Origin of the sequence: Bradyrhizobium sp. (assembly GCF_050014615.1) — a bacterium.
GTDB lineage: Bacteria > Pseudomonadota > Alphaproteobacteria > Rhizobiales > Xanthobacteraceae > Bradyrhizobium.
The window spans coordinates 1-15,966 of sequence record NZ_JBEKCZ010000011.1 but is presented as its reverse complement, the minus strand read 5'-3'; the positions used below and the strand labels follow the sequence as shown (position 1 = coordinate 15,966).

The window sequence follows — 15,966 nt, the reverse complement described above, 5'->3', positions numbered from 1 at the left end:
GGCGGATGTTCCTCGATTTCCAACACGAAGACTTCAGCAAATTAACTGCGCTATTTCGCAAGCGTGGGAAGGATGCGCATCCTCCACAGGTTCCAGATGCGGTCGATCACGATGAAATTGATCTTGTCGCCCTTCTCGCCCTCGCCCGGCGTCAGATAGGTGACCTCGCCCCCCAGCGCGATGGCCTGCGATTGCAGCTTGGCGTTGACGTCGGTGTAATAGGCGCGGAATACCGCCATTTTGACCGATGGCCCGACAGTCACGTCGCCATGGCCGCGCATCAGGACCACCGGCTTGTCGCCGAGCGTCTGCGCCAGCGATTTGCCGAGCGCGGGGTTGCTGACCAGCATGTCGGTGTCGCCAAAATCCTTTCGGATATCCCACACCGGCACCCCGCCCGCCAGGAAAGACGGGTTGTGAAACATCGCCCGCAACGGCACTTTGGTGACGGAGAACGGAATGACGCCGGGAGAATGGGTATGGACCACCGACATCACATCCGGCCGCGCCCGGTAGATTTCGCTGTGAATGAAGCGTTCCAGGAACACAGTCCGGCCCCGCGCGTCCACGGCGTTGCCGTCGAGATCGAACTCCATGATGTCGTCGGCGGTGACGAGCGCGGGCGCGAGCGAGCGCGCCATCAGAAAGTGGTTGGGGTTGGTGGGATGACGCATGCTGACATGGCCGAAGCCGTCGAGCACGCCGAAATCGGCGAGCACGCGGCTGCCGATCACCATATCCTCGAGCGCCGCAGCGTCGACACCCGCAATCGGGATAGCCGGGGTTTGCGCCGATGTCTGCCCGAGACCTGACAGCAGTGCCAGCGCTACCGCCGCCCCGAGCGCGAGCCAAAGGCGCAAGTATGCCTTGATCGGCTGGCTGGAACGCAAGGCCGATATTTTTCTAGCCGAGATCCTTCTGAGCGTCCCCGTCATCGTCGCCTCCCACTTAATCGTTGGGTTTATTTTATATCGTCGGCAGCACCGAAAACCGTTCGCCTGCCCGCCGCAAGCCCAGTGCATCGGAATTGGCGGGTTCTTCCACGACGGCATCAACGCGCGCCGATGACGGTCCACGCCGGCATGACGCCACCATATCAGCCACGGCATCCTGTGGTCCTGAAAACAGGGCCTCAACGTTGCCGTCGGTGGTGTTGCGCACCCAGCCCTCCAGTCCATGCGCCCGCGCCTGATGCTCGACCCAGGCGCGGTAGCCGACACCTTGCACCCTGCCCCGGATCGTGACCCGGCGGATCGCGCCGCTCATCTAGCGCTTCAGTCCGAGAAATGCCGCCAGCCGCGCTTTCACGTCGGCCTCGCGCGTGACCTGGCTTGTCAATTCCGATGACGCCAGATGTTTCAGGTCCTTCGGCGGCAATCCGTCACGCAGCGCCTTAAGCGTCTCGTAGACCGCCTGCGTCGCCGCTGCGACGGGCGCGTGGCCCTGCAGCGCGATCCGCACGCGCTTATCCCTGAGATAATCCGGATCGATCATCTCCTCCGGAGCGCCGCCGAGCACGATCGGCAGCGTCGTCGCCGCGGCGATCGCCTCCAATTCGCTCCGCGTTTTGATGCCGGTGAAGAACAGCGCGTCGACGCCGGCGGCCTCATAGGCCCGCGCGCGCGCGATCGTGTCTTCGAGATCCGAGATCGACGCGGCGCCGGTGCGCCCCACGATCACCAGCGCGGGATCGCCGCGCCCGTCCAGCGCCGCCTTCATCTTGCCGACGCCTTCCTCCAGCGAGATCAGTTGCGTGTTCGCCTGCCCGTAAGCCTGCGGCAGCAGCGTATCCTCGATGGTGAGCCCGGCGGCGCCCGCCGTCTCCAGCTCCTGCACGGTGCGGCGGACGTTCAGGGCATTACCGTAGCCGTGGTCGGCATCGACCAGCACCGGCAATGCCGCCGCGCGCGACATCCGGCGCATTTGTTCGGCGAGTTCGGTCAGGGTGATCAGCGCGACATCGGGATCGCCGAGCACCGCGAGCGACGCCACCGATCCGCCGAACATGCCGACCTCGAAACCGAGGTCCTCGGCGATGCGGATCGAAATCGCGTCATAGACCGAGCCCGGACGGACGCAGGTCGATCCCGACAGGATCGAACGCAAGGCATCGCGGCGCTTTCGGAACGTCATCGGCGAACCTCTTAAAGGATACTCCGTCATTCCGGGATGGTGCGTTAGCACCGGACCCGAATCTCGAGATTCTCCGATGTGCAATTGAACATCATAGTTCGATGCCTCGCATCGCCCCGGAATGACCGGGTTTAGGCAAATTCGAGAATCAGCGCGTCCACCGCCAGCGTGGCGCCGGCGGCGGCGTGAATTTTCTTCACCGTGCCGTCGCGTTCGGCGCGCAGCACGTTCTGCATTTTCATCGCCTCGACCACGGCCAGCGTTTCGCCGGCCTTGACTTCCTGACCTTCGCTGACCGCGATCGACACCACGAGGCCGGGCATTGGGCACAGCAGTTTCTTGCCGGTATCGGCCGCCGTCTTCACCGGCATCAGCCGCGCTGCCGCGGCCTCGGCGTCGGTAAAGACCTGGACCGCGACCTCAAACCCCTGATGCGCCAGCCGGAAGCCGTTGGCGACCGGGCGTACCTGCATCGCCACCGGATGGCCATCCAGCGTGCCCTGCCAGACCGGGGCGCCGGGCGTCCATGGCGAAACCAGATGATGCGAATGGCCCGGCGTGCCGTCGGCGCCGACAAAGCGCACTGCGATCCCGTCGGCTTCGCGCGCGATATCGAGCGCGATCTCGTTGCGCTCCAGCCATACCGCACGGCGGCGTTCGCGCTGTACCGGCCGGCCGATCATCTGGCCGGAAATCTGCCGCTTGCGCTCGCCGAGCACGTGATCGATCGCGGCAGCGACCGCCGCCAGCCGGCGCGCGATCTCGCCTTCCGGCACGCGAACCGCAAATCCGCCGGGAAATTCCTCGGCGATAAAGCCGGTGGAAAGATTGCCCTCGCGCCAGCGCGGATGATTCATCAGCGCGGAGAGGAATGGAATATTGTGGCGGATGCCGTCGATGTAGAACGAATCGAGTGCGGTCGACTGCGCCTCGATCGCAGCCGCGCGCGACGACGCGTGGGTCACAAGCTTGGCGATCATCGGATCGTAATAGATCGAGATCTCGCCGCCCTCCTGCACGCCGGTATCGTTGCGCACGGTAATGCCATCGACGCTGCTCTCAAGCGGCGGGCGATATTTCACCAGCCGCCCGATCGAGGGCAGGAAGTTGCGGAACGGATCTTCCGCATAGACCCGCGACTCCACCGCCCAGCCGGTCAGCGTAACGTCCTTCTGCGCCAGTGCGAGCTTCTCGCCGGCCGCGACCCGGATCATCTGCTCGACCAGATCGATGCCGGTAATCAATTCGGTCACGGGGTGCTCGACCTGCAGCCGCGTGTTCATCTCCAGGAAGTAGAAGCTCTTGTCCTGGCCGGCGACGAATTCGACGGTGCCGGCGGAATCGTAGTTCACGGCTTTGGCGAGCGCGACCGCCTGCTCGCCCATCTTGCGCCTGGTGGTCTCGTCGAGCAGCGGCGACGGTGCCTCCTCGATCACCTTCTGATTGCGGCGCTGGATCGAGCATTCGCGCTCGCCGAGATAGACCACATGGCCATGCTTGTCGCCGAGCACCTGAATTTCGATGTGGCGGGGATTGACGATGAATTTCTCGATGAACACCCGGTCGTCGCCGAACGACGATTTGGCTTCGGCCTTGGCCAGCGAAAACCCTTCGGCCACCTCGGACGTCGAATGCGCGATCCGCATACCCTTGCCGCCGCCGCCGGCGGAGGCCTTGATCATCACGGGATAACCGATCTCGTCGGCGATCTTCACCGCGTGTTTCTCGTCCTCGATCACGCCGAGATGACCCGGCACCGTCGAGACCTTGGCCTTGGCGGCGGCCTTCTTGGATTCGATCTTGTCGCCCATCGCGGCGATGGCGCCGGGATTGGGCCCGATGAAAACGATCCCGGCCTTGGCGAGCGCGCGCGGAAACGCCTCACGCTCCGACAGGAATCCGTAACCGGGATGCACCGCTTCGGCGCCGGTCTTGCGGCAGGCCTCGATGATCTTGTCGATCAACAGATAGCTCTCGGCGGCGGCCGGCGGTCCGATCAGAACAGCATGATCCGCCATTTCGACATGGAGCGCGTCGCGGTCGGCTTCGGAATAGACGGCGACCGTCTCTATCCCCATGCGGCGGGCAGTCTTGATGATCCGGCAGGCGATCTCGCCGCGATTTGCGATCAGAATTCGTTTGAACATGTGCTGGCTTACTTGCAACCTCTGGGGCGGGATCCGCCTCCGCAATCTGGCACGCGGGGCTGGATGTAACAATTCCGTCGTACAGTAAAAACAAAGACAGGCAACGTCTGAGAGGCCGGAATTCGCGTAATTCACGTTTTGGGGTGATTGCGCCACTTGTCCGGCTTAGGCTGCAGGCTTTGGCATCAGGTGTGCCAACGCGCAAGCCGAAACAGAATCAGGCCGTATGGTCCAACAATCCCCGCGGTGCAGCGCAAACGTGATGCGCGCCTCCGGCCAGCAATTCCTCTTCCGTGCCATAACCATAGAGGACGCCCACGGCGGTCATGCCATTGTTTCGGGCTCCGATCATATCGTGGCTTCGGTCGCCGATCATCATGGCCCGTGACGGGTCAACACCTGTGGTCTGGAGCGCGTAACCTAGAAGTTCGGTCTTGTCGGTCCGCGTGCCGTCAAGTTCAGAACCAAAGACCCGCTCAAAATAGTCTCTCAGTTTGAAATGATCGATAATACGCTCGACGTAAACAACGGGCTTGCTGGACGCCACGAACAGGCGCCGGCCGGATTTGGCGAGCACGGATAGTGTGTCTTCGATCCCGGGATAGATGGCGTTCTCGAACAGACCGATGTCGCCGAACCGTTCCCGGTAAAGCAGTATCGCCTTATCCGCCAGATCGTCAGTGCCAAGCAGCTTTTTCAGGCTGGCATGAAGCGGCGGCCCGATGCACCAGGTCAGTTCGTCTTCGGTGGGAACGGCGTGATCAAGCTTGCCGAGCGCATATTGGATCGAGCGCGTAATTCCGGGTTTTGGATCGGTCAGCGTTCCATCGAGGTCAAAGTAGATTGTGTTCATCCCGGTCCAGGCCCATTGAGTTGCCCCCTCATACAGGGTTTTCTCGTTGCGGGGGACGGTACGGATCAGGAATATCCCATGCGATTTTGCAGCAAGGCCGTAAGATCGCTCATCTGACGGAAAGGCCTGCGCAGGCCCGGTGCAAGCCTGGCTTCGATCCCGGAGGTAATGATGTCCAATACAGAGATGCTCATTCGACTGCTCGGTGCGGCAGCCCTCGGAAGCCTCATCGGGTTTGAGCGCGAGCGCCTGCTGTGGGCCGCCGGGATCAGGACGCATATGCTGGTCTGCGTCGGATCGTGTCTGATCATGATCGTCTCGCAATACGGATTTTCAAACATTCTGACCCAGCAGAATGTCGTGCTGGATCCCTCGCGAATTGCCGCACAGGTTGTCTCCGGCATTGGGTTTCTGGGCGCCGGCGCGATCCTGGCCCGGGGTGAGATCGTCAAGGGTCTCACCACCGCTGCCAGCATCTGGACGGTGGCCGCGGTGGGGCTGGCCGTGGGCGGCGGCCTCTATCTCGCCGCCAGTTCGTCAACCGTGATCATTCTGATTATCCTCGCCGGCATCAAGCCGCTGGAGGAAGCCTACCGCTCGAGAAACCAGAGCTGCCAGCTCAAGATTGAAGTCGATAATGGCAGTCTCACGCCCGAACTGCTGCGAGACGCGCTCGACCTGCGAATCGGCCAGATCAAGCGTTTCCTGGTGGAAAGCCGGAATCCTGATGGCACCGATCATCTGGTCATTCTGTTAAGCAAGGTCTCTTCGCAGGATATCGCAAGCTATCCTGCGAAATTGAAAGAGCTGGATGGCGTCCGCGAGGTCACCATCGTGAAACGGCCGATCGACGTGAGCGCGAATTCAACCTGATTTTTTCGGCGACACGCGGCAACGATGGACAATAGTGCTGGAAGCATTCGCTGGATATCTGATAGGCAATGAAGCGAGCACGGGTTTCTCTCTTCGCAAGAACAGCACCACCGATGCGCTGGTTTATTTTGGCTTTGGCGATGTTTTCGGCCACCCCGGGCTGGGCTGCCAGCCCGATTGTCAGGGACGGCGGCACCCTCGAGCTTGCCGACGCAACCTACCGGCTCGACGGCATCGATGCGCCGGCATTTGACCAGATCTGCATCGATGATCACGCCGACAGCTGGACCTGCGGCGTTGAAGCGCGCGATCAACTGGCAAGCCTGATCGGCGGCCGCCCGGTCCGCTGTGAGGATCTGGGCGTCGACGCCGCCACCAGGAAGCGGCATGTCGGCCTTTGCACCGTTGAGGGTGAAACCACCAGCCTGAACCAACTGCTGGTTCGCCAGGGTTTTGCCTTGAATTTCGAACCCTCCGCCAAAGGGCGCTTCAGGGAGGACGAAGCCGGCGCCAAGGACAACCGCCGGGGACTCTGGAAAGGCTGCTTTGTCGCGCCGCAGGAGTTCCGCGGCGGACGCAAGGACGGTGCCTTGTTGGGTGGATCATGCCGGACCGACAAGGATCGCGAAATACGCGCGGCGTTATTCCCCGAGGAATCCGCGATGCCGTCAGGTTGCAGCATCAAGGGCAAATTTGCGGTGCGCGCCCGTGTCACCGGCAATGTCGGTATCTATCACCTGCAGGCGTGCCGCTCTTATCCGGCGATGACGAAGCCGGATCGCTGGTTTTGTTCCGAAGACGACGCCCAGGCCGCCGGGTTCCGCAAGGCGTATAATTGCCGGGCAAATGTCCATCCGCGGATGTAACAATTCTGTCATATCGCAAAACTAAACAGAGACTGCGGCTGACATGCCGACAATCCGATTCCTTGGGGAGATTTCCATGCGCCGTTCGGTCGTGATGCTGTCCGCTGGCCTAACCTTGCTGTCCGCCGGCACGGCATTCGCGCAAAGCAACACGCCGCATAACCTCATCCTGTTCGTACCGGACGGGCTGCGCGGGCGGATCGTGACGCAGGAGAGCGCACCCGCCATGGCCGAGGTCCGCGACAAGGGCGTCAATTTCAGGAATTCGCATTCGCTGTTTCCGACCTTTACCACCGCCAATGCCTCGGCGCTGGCCACCGGGCACTACCTCGGCGATACCGGTGATTTCTCGAACACGATCTATACGGGTTATCCGGTCGGGCCGGCGGACGGGACCGTCACGCCTTTCCTCGAGGTCGATCCTGTCATCCTCGATGCCGATGAGCATTTCGGCGGCGACTACCTGAACGAGGAAACCGTGCTGAAAATGGCGCGCGCCAAGGGTTTCAGCACGGCGGCCATGGGCAAGCTCGGCCCCACTTTGATTTTCGATCATACCGACAAGATCGGCGCCGATGGCCTGCACTCGATCGTGATCGACGACGCCACCGGCGGCAAGAATGGCGTTCCGCTTTCGGAGGAAATGAAGGCCGCCTTGACCAAGGCCGGTCTCGCGCTCGCAACGCCGCCGCGCGGTGACAACGCCAAGGCCGGTGACGCCAGGACGCCGGGCACCCTCACCCCGAATACCGCCCAGCAGGCCTGGTTCGCCGATGTCGCCACCAAGGTGGTGCTGCCGATGTTCAAGGCGCGCAACAAGCCGTTCGTGCTGGTGTTCTGGTCGCGCGACCCCGACGGCAGCCAGCACAATACCGGCGACAGCCTCAACACCGTCACGCCGGGGATCAACGGCCCCACCTCGCTGGCCGGCATCAAGAATGCCGACGACAATCTGGCGCAGTTGCGCAAGGCGCTCGACGATCTCGGCCTCGCCGCCTCGACCAACATCATCATCTCCTCCGATCACGGCTTCTCGACGATTTCGAAGGAGAGCAAGACCAGCCCTTCGGCGAAGATCGCCTATGACGATACGCCGACGGATTTTCTGCCGATGGGCTTTCTCGCGCTCGACCTGGCGAAGGCGCTCGACCTGCCGCTGTTCGATCCCAACGACAAGAACGCGAGGGTGGCCGCGAATGCTCATTCCAAGGCCGGCAACGGCCTGTTGGGACAGGACCCCGCCAAGCCCGATCTCGTGGTCGCCACCAATGGCGGATCGGACCTGATCTATCTGCCGAACCGGGACAAGAAGCTGGCGGATCGCACCATCAAGGCATTGCTGGAGCAGGATTACATCAGCGGGTTGTTTGTCGACGACAGCCTCGGGCGCTTCCCCGGCACGCTGCCGATGTCGCAGATCGGCCTCAAGGGCAAGGCAGTGACGCCTACCCCGTCGATCGTGGTCAACTTCCGATCCTATGCGGCCGGATGCGATGAGCCGACCAACTGTTCCGTCGAGATCGCCGATACCAGCCTGCGTCAGGGCCAGGGCATGCACGGCAGTTTCGGCCGTGGCGACACCTTGAATTTCACCGCCGCGATCGGGCCGGACTTCAAGGCAGGCTACGCCGACCCCTTGCCGGTCAACAACGCCGATGTCGGCATGACCATCTCACAGCTTCTGGGTTTGCATCCGGCCAATGCCGGCGGGCTGATCGGCCGGGTGATGTCGGAAGCCCTGCCCAATGGCATCATCCCGAAGGCCGCCGACGGCACCATCACCTCCAAGCCGGCGGCGAACGGGCTGCGGACGATCGTGAAGTTCCAACGCGTGCTGTCGCAACGCTACTTCGACGCCGCGGGTTTTCCCGGCCGAACCGTCGGCCTCGATGCGGAAGCCGGCAAACAGAAAACGGCGGGGCAATAAGTCAGCCGCTCAGGCCGCAACCCGGCTAGGCTTCACCAGAAGATCGGCCGGAATCTTCCAGCTCTCACTAATTTTGTGAATCATCTCGACCGTCAGAGGGCGCCGCCGGTTTAACAATTCTGATGCGCGTGAGCGGGAGCCCAGCAATTCCGCGAGTTCGGCTTGCGAATGTCCGAGCTCTTCGATGGCATAATTGAGCAAGTCGATCGGATCGGAAACATCGACATTCGGCCAGCGCCGATCCTCGTATTTTTCGACAAGTGTCGCCAGAATGTCGAGCTTGTCGCCTTCTTCAGTGCCGGCGGCAGCGCCCCAGAGCTTTTCGATCTCCCGAACGGCCGCCGCGTGGTCGTCGTCGTTTCTAATGGGATGAATTTCCATATTGCGTTCCCTAAAATAACGCCACGGTCAAAGCGTCGACCCTGTCGTACTCGGCATGGGTTCCGATGAATTTGACCAAAGCGATTTCCCTGCCGAAATCGAAGGCAACAATCATCCGAAAATTGCCGCCTGCGATTTCAAACCTCGCGCGTTCCCCGTTCAGAATTTTCGCATTCGGAGCGGTGAGTCGCACGTCGTCCATCGAATTCCATTTGGCGCTTCTAACCAATGTTCGCCAACGTTGGAGCGGCACCTTCGTCTCCGGATGCCGTTCGGCATACGAAGAAAGCACGCGCCATGCGATAATCCTCATGCTGGATATTATGTTCCCAAGATGGGAACATTGCAAGCCGGCAAATAAAAACGGCGGGGCGATAACCCCGCCGCTCTGAATTGCGCCCTCTCGGGCTGAATTTACATCCCGATATCGAATACGTTCGGCAGCTGGGTCAGCGGCAGCGCCGCGACGCCTACGATGGTGGCGACCAGCGACTTCAGGGTGCGGTTGCCGCGGCGCTTGCCGCGCATCTGGCTCGCGATCCATTCCAGCACTTCGGTATCGACGCCGGCCGAGCGTGTCGGAGCCCAGCTTTCGATCGCGGTTTCCGGCGACAAGGCGACGGTGCGCGACGGCACCGGCAGACCGGACGCCGAGGCGGCGTGATGCACCACGGCCTTGGCCAAGAGGTCGTCGAAACGTCCATCGTCGCTGCGCTCGGCGGCGGCATCGTTGATCTCAAACAGCGCCTCGGCTTCGGCCCGGCTGACCGGCTGATGCTCGACCGCGGTCGCGGTCAGGATGCGCGCGCACCAGGCAGCGTCATCGGCATCCAGCGCGCGAGAGAAATGAACCCGGCCCTTGGTGGTGGGGCCTTCGCCGGTGATCACGCCGTCACGCACAACGGTGAGGGCAAGTGCTGCAGTGTCCCGGCAGGAAATCTTGGAGGGTTCCAGAGCGGCGATCGGTTCGGCAACGGTAGCAAGAGGGGCAGACATTGGTAGTTACTCTTTTCAGTTTTTTTGTTCTGGGCCAGCATTTGCCTGCAGGCGTAAACGAGTGGTTAACGATTCGAAACTTGGTTCGCGAGTTTTTTAGATGGTTGCTGATTTGTCGCTGTGACTTACGTCACGGTTCAAGGCAGCGCAATCTCGTCCGGTGGCTATGAGGGGCGCAAGTGGCGATATCGGGGCAATCCGGGTTCACAAATTCGCTGTGACTTTTTCGCCGCACCGACGCGGATCGAAAGAAGATGCTAGGAACTGACGGCATTTGGGAAGGATATACCTTTTTTCCTGCAGCCGTTCACTTCCGTGACTTCGCCGCCTATACTCCAAAAGGCAAATTCACCTGTAACTTGAATGAGATGAGGTCGACACATGGCTCTCCAAATTGGCGCTGTGGCCCCGGATTTCGAGGCCGAAACCACCGACGGCAAGATCAAGTTCCATGACTGGATCGGCAACAGCTGGGCGCTGTTGTTCTCGCATCCGAAGGATTTCACCCCGGTCTGCACCACCGAGCTCGGTGCGCTGGCCAAGCTGAAGCCGGAATTCGACAAGCGCGGCGTCAAATTGATGGGGCTCAGCGTCGACCCCGTCGACAAGCACGCGAAATGGTCCGAAGACATTCGGGAGACCCAGGGCGCGGCGCCGAATTATCCGATGATCGGCGATACCGACTTCAAGGTATCGAAGCTGTACGACATGCTGCCGGCCGCGACCTCCGGCGACGCCGCCACACGCACCGCCGCCGACAACCAGACGGTCCGTAACGTCTTCATCATCGGGCCGGACAAGAAGATCAAGCTGGTGCTGGTCTATCCGATGACGACCGGCCGCAATTTCCAGGAAATCCTGCGCGTGATCGATTCGCTGCAGATGACCGCCAAGCACCGCGTCGCCACCCCCGCCGACTGGAAACAGGGCGACGATGTCATCATCGCAGGCTCGGTCAGCGACGACGAGGCCAAGACCATCTATCCGGCGGGCTGGAAATCGCCGAAGCCGTATATCCGGATCGTGCCGCAGCCGAAGTAACGGCTTGTCACGGCTGGCGGCGAAGCCATGCATGGCTTCGCCGCGGCAACGCTTCGCGTTTGTCGCAGGCAACACGAACTAGATTTTCGGCGCCATCCAGTTGGCGATCGTCAACCCGATCGTCGACGACACCGCCGTCACGAACGTACCCCAGCTCACGTCAACCATCACCACCGGCCAGGTCCAGTGCTTGAGCAGCGCCAGCGACGTGAGTTCGAAGGTTGCGTAGCAAAAAAATCCGAACAGCGCGCCATATAGCAGCGTCGATTGCCAGGTCGCGCCGGCCTGGCCGCTGACGAAGACCAGGATGCCGATCACGTAGAGCAGATAGAACAGGACCGCCGGCGCGAGCCTGATCTCCCCCAGCATGTCGCCGACCTGCGAAGCGAAAAACCCCTTGGCGACGATACCCAGAAACAGGAAATCGATCGGGATCAGGACGACCAGCGTCGCCAGATAGAGAACAACATGCCGGTTCACAAATCGCCTCCAGCGCTGTCGACAGACGCCTGTCATGTAGTACGCATCAGGCCGGGCGGAGTTGCAACCGTCCACGCCGGACCCGACGCGCCCCTTGCGGGTTGATCGCCCGATGGCCAGCAAATCCGCCCCTCCCGCGGCGCTTCAGGCATGGCGCTGGGTGCCGGAACTGGCCGCATTGCCGATAGGCCTGATCCACCGGCTATGGAGTGCCGCCCCCTTGAGCTGAAGGGCGCCGCCGAGATCTCGGCAAGACTTATCCGGAGCCAATCATCGATCACCGGATTGGCCGCGAGCGCGCGCTCAAGGCCTGCGCGCGGGTCCGCGCGGCGTGATCGCTGAGGCATCTTTTTTGACACGCCGACGAATCCCGCTATCGTTATCGCTTCGACAAACCCTGGGGGATGATATGGACGACGAGAAACCCGCTCTTGAACCGACGACAGAGACGATAAGCCCCGCCGCCGAGCCGCCGAAAGTAGCCGCCAAACCGGCGGTCAAAAAGAAGAAGGCTGCCAAGAAAGCCGCAAAGAAAGCTGCAAAGAAGGTAGCGCCGAAGAAGGCGGCGAAGAAATCCAAGAAGGCCAAAAAGGCTGCCAAGAAATCCTCGGCGAAGAAATCAGCCAAGAAGACGGTCAAGAAAGCTGCCAAGAAGACCGCCAAGAAGAAAAAAAAGGCCAAGAAATCGAAGCGTTGACGCAATCGGTTTGGTGTTCCGCGAAAGCCTCCGGATCAAAGCCGGGGGCTTTTGTTCTGGAACCCAGGCCGCGTTATGCCGGCGCTCGCCGGTTGACCACAAACACCGCGGCGGCACAGGCAACCATGCCTGTTATCGCGATCGCATCGAGCCGCTCGCCGAACAGCACATAGGCCATGGCCGCGGTCACCGCCGGCACCAGATAGAACAGGCTGGCCACCGAGGTGGCTGCCGAACGACGGATCAACCAGTACAACAGCCCGATCGATCCGATCGAGAGCACGACCGCGAGCCAGGCCACCGCCAGCACGAACTCGCCGGTCCAGTGCACCACACGGCTTTCGAATAGCCCCGCCGCGACGCTGAAAAAGATCGTCACCGCGACATATTGGACGAGATTGCCGGCGCGCCAGTCGATCTTGCCGCAATAGCGCCGCTGATAGAGTGTGCCCAGCGTGATGCTGATCAGCGACACGCCGGAGGCCAACCAGCCCCAGCCCGCGTCCCCGCTCATCGGACGACCATGCAGGATCAGCACCACGCCGGCGAGCCCGAGCAATAGCCCGGTCCATTGCAAGGGCGTGACCCGTTCGCCGAGCCAGCGGTTCGCCAGCGTCGAGGTCAGGATCGGCTGCAGCCCCGGAATCAGCGCCGAGAGCCCGGCGGGGATCGAATGGGCGATCGCGACCGCGGTGCCGCCGAGATAAAATCCGTGCACCAGAATTCCCGCGACAACGCTGTGGGCAAACCCCGACCGATCCGGCCATGGCGGCCTTGCGACGGCGACGATGACCGCCATCAGTGCCACCACCACGGCCATGCGGATGGCGAGATAGGTCAGCGGCTCGGCATCGCGCAGCACGTATTTGGTGGCGACAAAGCCGGTACTCCAGAGCACGACAAAAATCGCCGGCGCCGCGCGCGCGGCCAACTCTTCGATGTCTTTGTTCATTTGCGGCCGTGCTTGCCTGAACATATGCTATCCGGCAATCATAGATCCCGCAGGACCGCTGGCCGGAAAACGCAGATCGAAGACATCAACGCGGAAGACATGATGAATAGTCCATTCGCTGCGTGGTGACGTTTTAGGAAGATGCGATGCAGCTGCAATTTCAGACCGTCGACGTATTCACCGGCCAACAGTTTGTGGGCAATCCGTTGGCCGTTGTCCTGAACGCCGAGGGGTTGTCGACCCTGCAGATGCAGGCCATCGCGGCCGAGTTCAATCTGGCGGAGACGACCTTTGTCCTTCCGCCAAAGCACGCCGCGCACACCGCCGAGGTCCGGATATTCACGCCGCGCAGCGAGATGCCGTTTGCCGGCCATCCCAATGTCGGCACCGCCTTCGTGCTGGCCCGCGCCGGCATCTGTTACGGCCGCCAGGTCGACGGCGACGGCGTCATCTTCGAGGAAAAGGCCGGGCTGGTCCCGATCGACATCCTCAGGGACGGCGCGACGGTGGTGGGTGCGAGACTGGCTTCACCGCAACCGCTCTTCGTCGGCGCCGAAATCGCGGGCGAACTCGTGGCATCGGCTTGCGGAATTTCCCTGGCCGATATCGATATCGCCCATCATCGCCCCTGCATCGCGTCGTGCGGAGCGCCGTTCATTCTGGCCGAATTGAAAAGCCGCGCCGCACTCGCCGCGGCCAGCCCGAACGGCGACGTGTTTCGGCTGGAAGTCACCAAACACCCTGTGGTCAGCATCCTGCTCTACACCCGGGTCGATGAGGCCGGCCTTGACATCCGGGCCCGCATGTTTGCGCCGCATTTGAATATTCCCGAAGATCCCGCGACCGGCAGCGCCAACGTCGCCCTGATCGGACTGCTGGCCAAATTGCGCCCGGAGCCAAACCTGTCGCTGTCGAAGACGATTGCCCAGGGGGTCGAGATGGGACGGCCGAGCATCCTGCAGGCGAGCGCGGAAAAGCAGAACGGCGTCGTCACCGCGACCTTCATCGGCGGCCGCTGCGTGCCCGTGATGTCGGGATCAATCGATTTGGTTTGCGAGCTGGTTTGAGCGGGATCAAAATTCTTCCGGACAGGGATCGACGATCTTCCACAAATCCACGCCGTTGGTGATCTTCTTCATCTCGGTGGTCAGGCCGCCATTGCGGCGGATCCAGTCCTTCACCGTATCCGGATAATAGGACATCAGGTCGGAGGTTCCCTCCGAACTCGTGACCTTGATGCCGAAGGTGAAGGCCTTGTCGTAATAGGCCTGGTGGAAGCCGAGGCTGGCGCGCGGCGTCACGCAGATCTTGTTCATCGGCACGATGCCGAACACCAGCGTGCAGGCGGAGTTGCAGATGCCGTCGATGATGACGCGCTCGTGGTGGTCGCGGATGCGCGCATACTTCGTCTTGTATTCCTCGACATAGCCGCCGTGATCCCGGGTGATATGCAGATCGGCGCGCGCCGGCGCCGCGGCCAGCACGAAGAGCAACAGCAGGGGTATGAACGTGATGCGCATGGATCGATCGGGGACCGGTAAAGCCTGTCGGGGGACGCAAAAGCCTGTCGGGGACTCGGGAAAGCCGGTCCTTAAGGGGGGACCAGAGCGCGCAACTCTGGCCTTACTGTGTTGGAAATTCGTTAAGCATCCCGCCGGGAGCAAAAATCCGCGTTCTGTGGCAAATTTTCCGCCATTTTGCGGGCGCAGCGCTTTGGAAACGGCCGCAATTGGCCTAAAATATCCGGGCTCAAGGGAGGACCAGATGACCCGACTGAAGTTTTTCGCCGCCGCAATTGTTCTGGCCACGTTGGCCGCACTGCCGAACCAGGCGCAGGCGCGGCGTCATTTTCACCACCCCTATGGTCTCCCCTACGCCATCAGCTATCTCCACAATTACGGGCCCGGTCTCGAGCCCGGCACCTTCGCCTTTTATGATGGTCCCTCGACCAACGCCTGCCGGCGGAACGCGGCGAACTATCGCGGCCAGGATGGCCGCAGATACCCCTGCTCCTGAGCGGTTCTGGCCGGCTGATCTGCCCCGCGATCCGCCGGACCGGAGCCCCTGACAAGGCGGCTGGCCCTGCCCGGCCAAGTCTGGTAATCGAGCCCCGCAGGCGCTCGTAGCTCAGCTGGATAGAGCATCGGATTTCGATTCCGAGGGTCGGGAGTTCGAATCTCTCCGAGCGCGCCACCAGCCAGCCGATTGAAGCGCGGCATCACGCGCGCCGGTGCTCGCTGGTTTGCTTCTGATTTGAATTTCAAACAGCCAAGGCGAAAACAGATCTAGAGACCGTCATTGCCGGGCCTGACCCGGCAATCCATCTTCTTCGAAAGAACTTCTTGCGAAGACGGATGGATGCCCGGGTCAAGCCCGGGCATGACAAGTGTGTTTGCGTGCATACCGCCCCCAATTAAACAGCCCATCCTTCGCAGACACATTTTCACCTTCCCGCGACGCGAGGCGCCCGAGGTTTGCAAGAACCTTGTCCCTCAGAAAACAGAGGGCGCAGGGAAAGCCGGGTGCTTGGCGCACCCGCAGCCCCCTGTGCAACAAAAAAGCACAGGGGTAGAAGCCACAGGTTCGCCGGAACGCCCGGCCTTCCCTGCGCAATGGTTTT

18 protein-coding genes and 1 tRNA gene are annotated in these 15,966 nt (G+C 61.7%); 8 read left to right on the top strand and 11 right to left on the bottom strand.

The window, feature by feature from the left end:
* Positions 1–50: 50 nt before the first annotated feature.
* From ABR948_RS03285 to ABR948_RS03265, 5 genes are all read right to left on the bottom strand, one after another.
* Positions 51–719, bottom strand: a complete 669-nt coding sequence (locus ABR948_RS03285; protein WP_428114041.1) for a class II aldolase/adducin family protein — start codon at positions 717–719, stop codon at positions 51–53.
* A 247-nt stretch (positions 720–966) separates the two neighbouring features.
* Positions 967–1,266: an acylphosphatase gene (locus tag ABR948_RS03280; protein WP_428114008.1), complete on the bottom strand. Its 300-nt coding sequence runs from the start codon at positions 1,264–1,266 to the stop codon at positions 967–969.
* Complete coding sequence (locus ABR948_RS03275) at positions 1,267–2,133, bottom strand: isocitrate lyase/PEP mutase family protein (protein ID WP_428114007.1); 867 nt, start codon at positions 2,131–2,133, stop codon at positions 1,267–1,269.
* A 131-nt stretch (positions 2,134–2,264) separates the two neighbouring features.
* Positions 2,265–4,280 (bottom strand): acetyl-CoA carboxylase biotin carboxylase subunit, encoded by a 2,016-nt coding sequence (locus tag ABR948_RS03270; RefSeq protein ID WP_428114006.1) that lies wholly within the window; start codon positions 4,278–4,280, stop codon positions 2,265–2,267.
* Positions 4,281–4,497: 217 nt separating this feature from the next.
* Complete coding sequence (locus tag ABR948_RS03265) at positions 4,498–5,133, bottom strand: HAD family hydrolase (RefSeq protein WP_428114005.1); 636 nt, start codon at positions 5,131–5,133, stop codon at positions 4,498–4,500.
* 168 nt (positions 5,134–5,301) lie between these two features.
* Between ABR948_RS03265 and ABR948_RS03260 the strand changes: the two genes are divergently transcribed.
* The 3 genes from ABR948_RS03260 (at position 5,302) to ABR948_RS03250 (ending at position 8,799) form a co-directional block, all read left to right on the top strand.
* Positions 5,302–6,006 (top strand): MgtC/SapB family protein, encoded by a 705-nt coding sequence (locus tag ABR948_RS03260; protein WP_428114004.1) that lies wholly within the window; start codon positions 5,302–5,304, stop codon positions 6,004–6,006.
* Positions 6,007–6,146: 140 nt separating this feature from the next.
* Complete coding sequence (locus tag ABR948_RS03255) at positions 6,147–6,872, top strand: thermonuclease family protein (RefSeq protein ID WP_428114003.1); 726 nt, start codon at positions 6,147–6,149, stop codon at positions 6,870–6,872.
* 76 nt (positions 6,873–6,948) lie between these two features.
* Positions 6,949–8,799 (top strand): alkaline phosphatase family protein, encoded by a 1,851-nt coding sequence (locus ABR948_RS03250; RefSeq protein ID WP_428114002.1) that lies wholly within the window; start codon positions 6,949–6,951, stop codon positions 8,797–8,799.
* Positions 8,800–8,808: 9 nt separating this feature from the next.
* Here the strand turns inward: ABR948_RS03250 and ABR948_RS03245 are convergent, their stop codons facing one another.
* The 3 genes from ABR948_RS03245 to ABR948_RS03235 all read right to left on the bottom strand — a co-directional run bounded on the left by ABR948_RS03245 (position 8,809) and on the right by ABR948_RS03235 (position 10,176).
* A complete protein-coding gene (locus tag ABR948_RS03245; protein WP_428114001.1) occupies positions 8,809–9,180 on the bottom strand; it encodes a helix-turn-helix domain-containing protein in 372 nt (123 codons plus the stop codon).
* Positions 9,181–9,190: 10 nt separating this feature from the next.
* Complete coding sequence (locus ABR948_RS03240) at positions 9,191–9,493, bottom strand: type II toxin-antitoxin system HigB family toxin (protein WP_428114000.1); 303 nt, start codon at positions 9,491–9,493, stop codon at positions 9,191–9,193.
* Between the two features lie 101 nt (positions 9,494–9,594).
* The gene (locus tag ABR948_RS03235; protein WP_428113999.1) at positions 9,595–10,176 is read right to left on the bottom strand and encodes a hypothetical protein; all 582 of its coding nucleotides are present in this window, start codon (positions 10,174–10,176) and stop codon (positions 9,595–9,597) included.
* 381 nt (positions 10,177–10,557) lie between these two features.
* Between ABR948_RS03235 and ABR948_RS03230 the strand changes: the two genes are divergently transcribed.
* The gene (locus ABR948_RS03230) at positions 10,558–11,217 is read left to right on the top strand and encodes a peroxiredoxin (RefSeq protein WP_428113998.1); all 660 of its coding nucleotides are present in this window, start codon (positions 10,558–10,560) and stop codon (positions 11,215–11,217) included.
* A 78-nt stretch (positions 11,218–11,295) separates the two neighbouring features.
* On the opposite strand, the gene ABR948_RS03225 is transcribed toward ABR948_RS03230, so the two are convergent.
* The gene (locus ABR948_RS03225; protein ID WP_428113997.1) at positions 11,296–11,697 is read right to left on the bottom strand and encodes a DUF2177 family protein; all 402 of its coding nucleotides are present in this window, start codon (positions 11,695–11,697) and stop codon (positions 11,296–11,298) included.
* 409 nt (positions 11,698–12,106) lie between these two features.
* Here ABR948_RS03225 and ABR948_RS03220 point away from each other — a divergent pair, with 409 nt between their 5' ends.
* A complete protein-coding gene (locus tag ABR948_RS03220) occupies positions 12,107–12,394 on the top strand; it encodes a hypothetical protein (RefSeq protein ID WP_428113996.1) in 288 nt (95 codons plus the stop codon).
* A 73-nt stretch (positions 12,395–12,467) separates the two neighbouring features.
* On the opposite strand, the gene ABR948_RS03215 is transcribed toward ABR948_RS03220, so the two are convergent.
* Positions 12,468–13,346: a DMT family transporter gene (locus tag ABR948_RS03215; RefSeq protein ID WP_428113995.1), complete on the bottom strand. Its 879-nt coding sequence runs from the start codon at positions 13,344–13,346 to the stop codon at positions 12,468–12,470.
* Positions 13,347–13,492: 146 nt separating this feature from the next.
* On the opposite strand from ABR948_RS03215, the gene ABR948_RS03210 reads away from it, so the two are divergent.
* Entirely contained in the window at positions 13,493–14,413 is a 921-nt protein-coding gene (locus tag ABR948_RS03210; protein ID WP_428113994.1) for a PhzF family phenazine biosynthesis protein, read from the top strand.
* 6 nt (positions 14,414–14,419) lie between these two features.
* Here ABR948_RS03210 and ABR948_RS03205 read toward each other — a convergent pair whose 3' ends face one another.
* Positions 14,420–14,866: a hypothetical protein gene (locus ABR948_RS03205; protein ID WP_428113993.1), complete on the bottom strand. Its 447-nt coding sequence runs from the start codon at positions 14,864–14,866 to the stop codon at positions 14,420–14,422.
* A gap of 244 nt (positions 14,867–15,110) precedes the next feature.
* Here ABR948_RS03205 and ABR948_RS03200 point away from each other — a divergent pair, with 244 nt between their 5' ends.
* Both ABR948_RS03200 and ABR948_RS03195 read left to right on the top strand, forming a co-directional pair.
* Positions 15,111–15,362: a hypothetical protein gene (locus ABR948_RS03200; RefSeq protein WP_428113992.1), complete on the top strand. Its 252-nt coding sequence runs from the start codon at positions 15,111–15,113 to the stop codon at positions 15,360–15,362.
* A 100-nt stretch (positions 15,363–15,462) separates the two neighbouring features.
* Positions 15,463–15,539 (top strand) — tRNA-Arg (locus tag ABR948_RS03195).
* Positions 15,540–15,966: the final 427 nt, after the last annotated feature.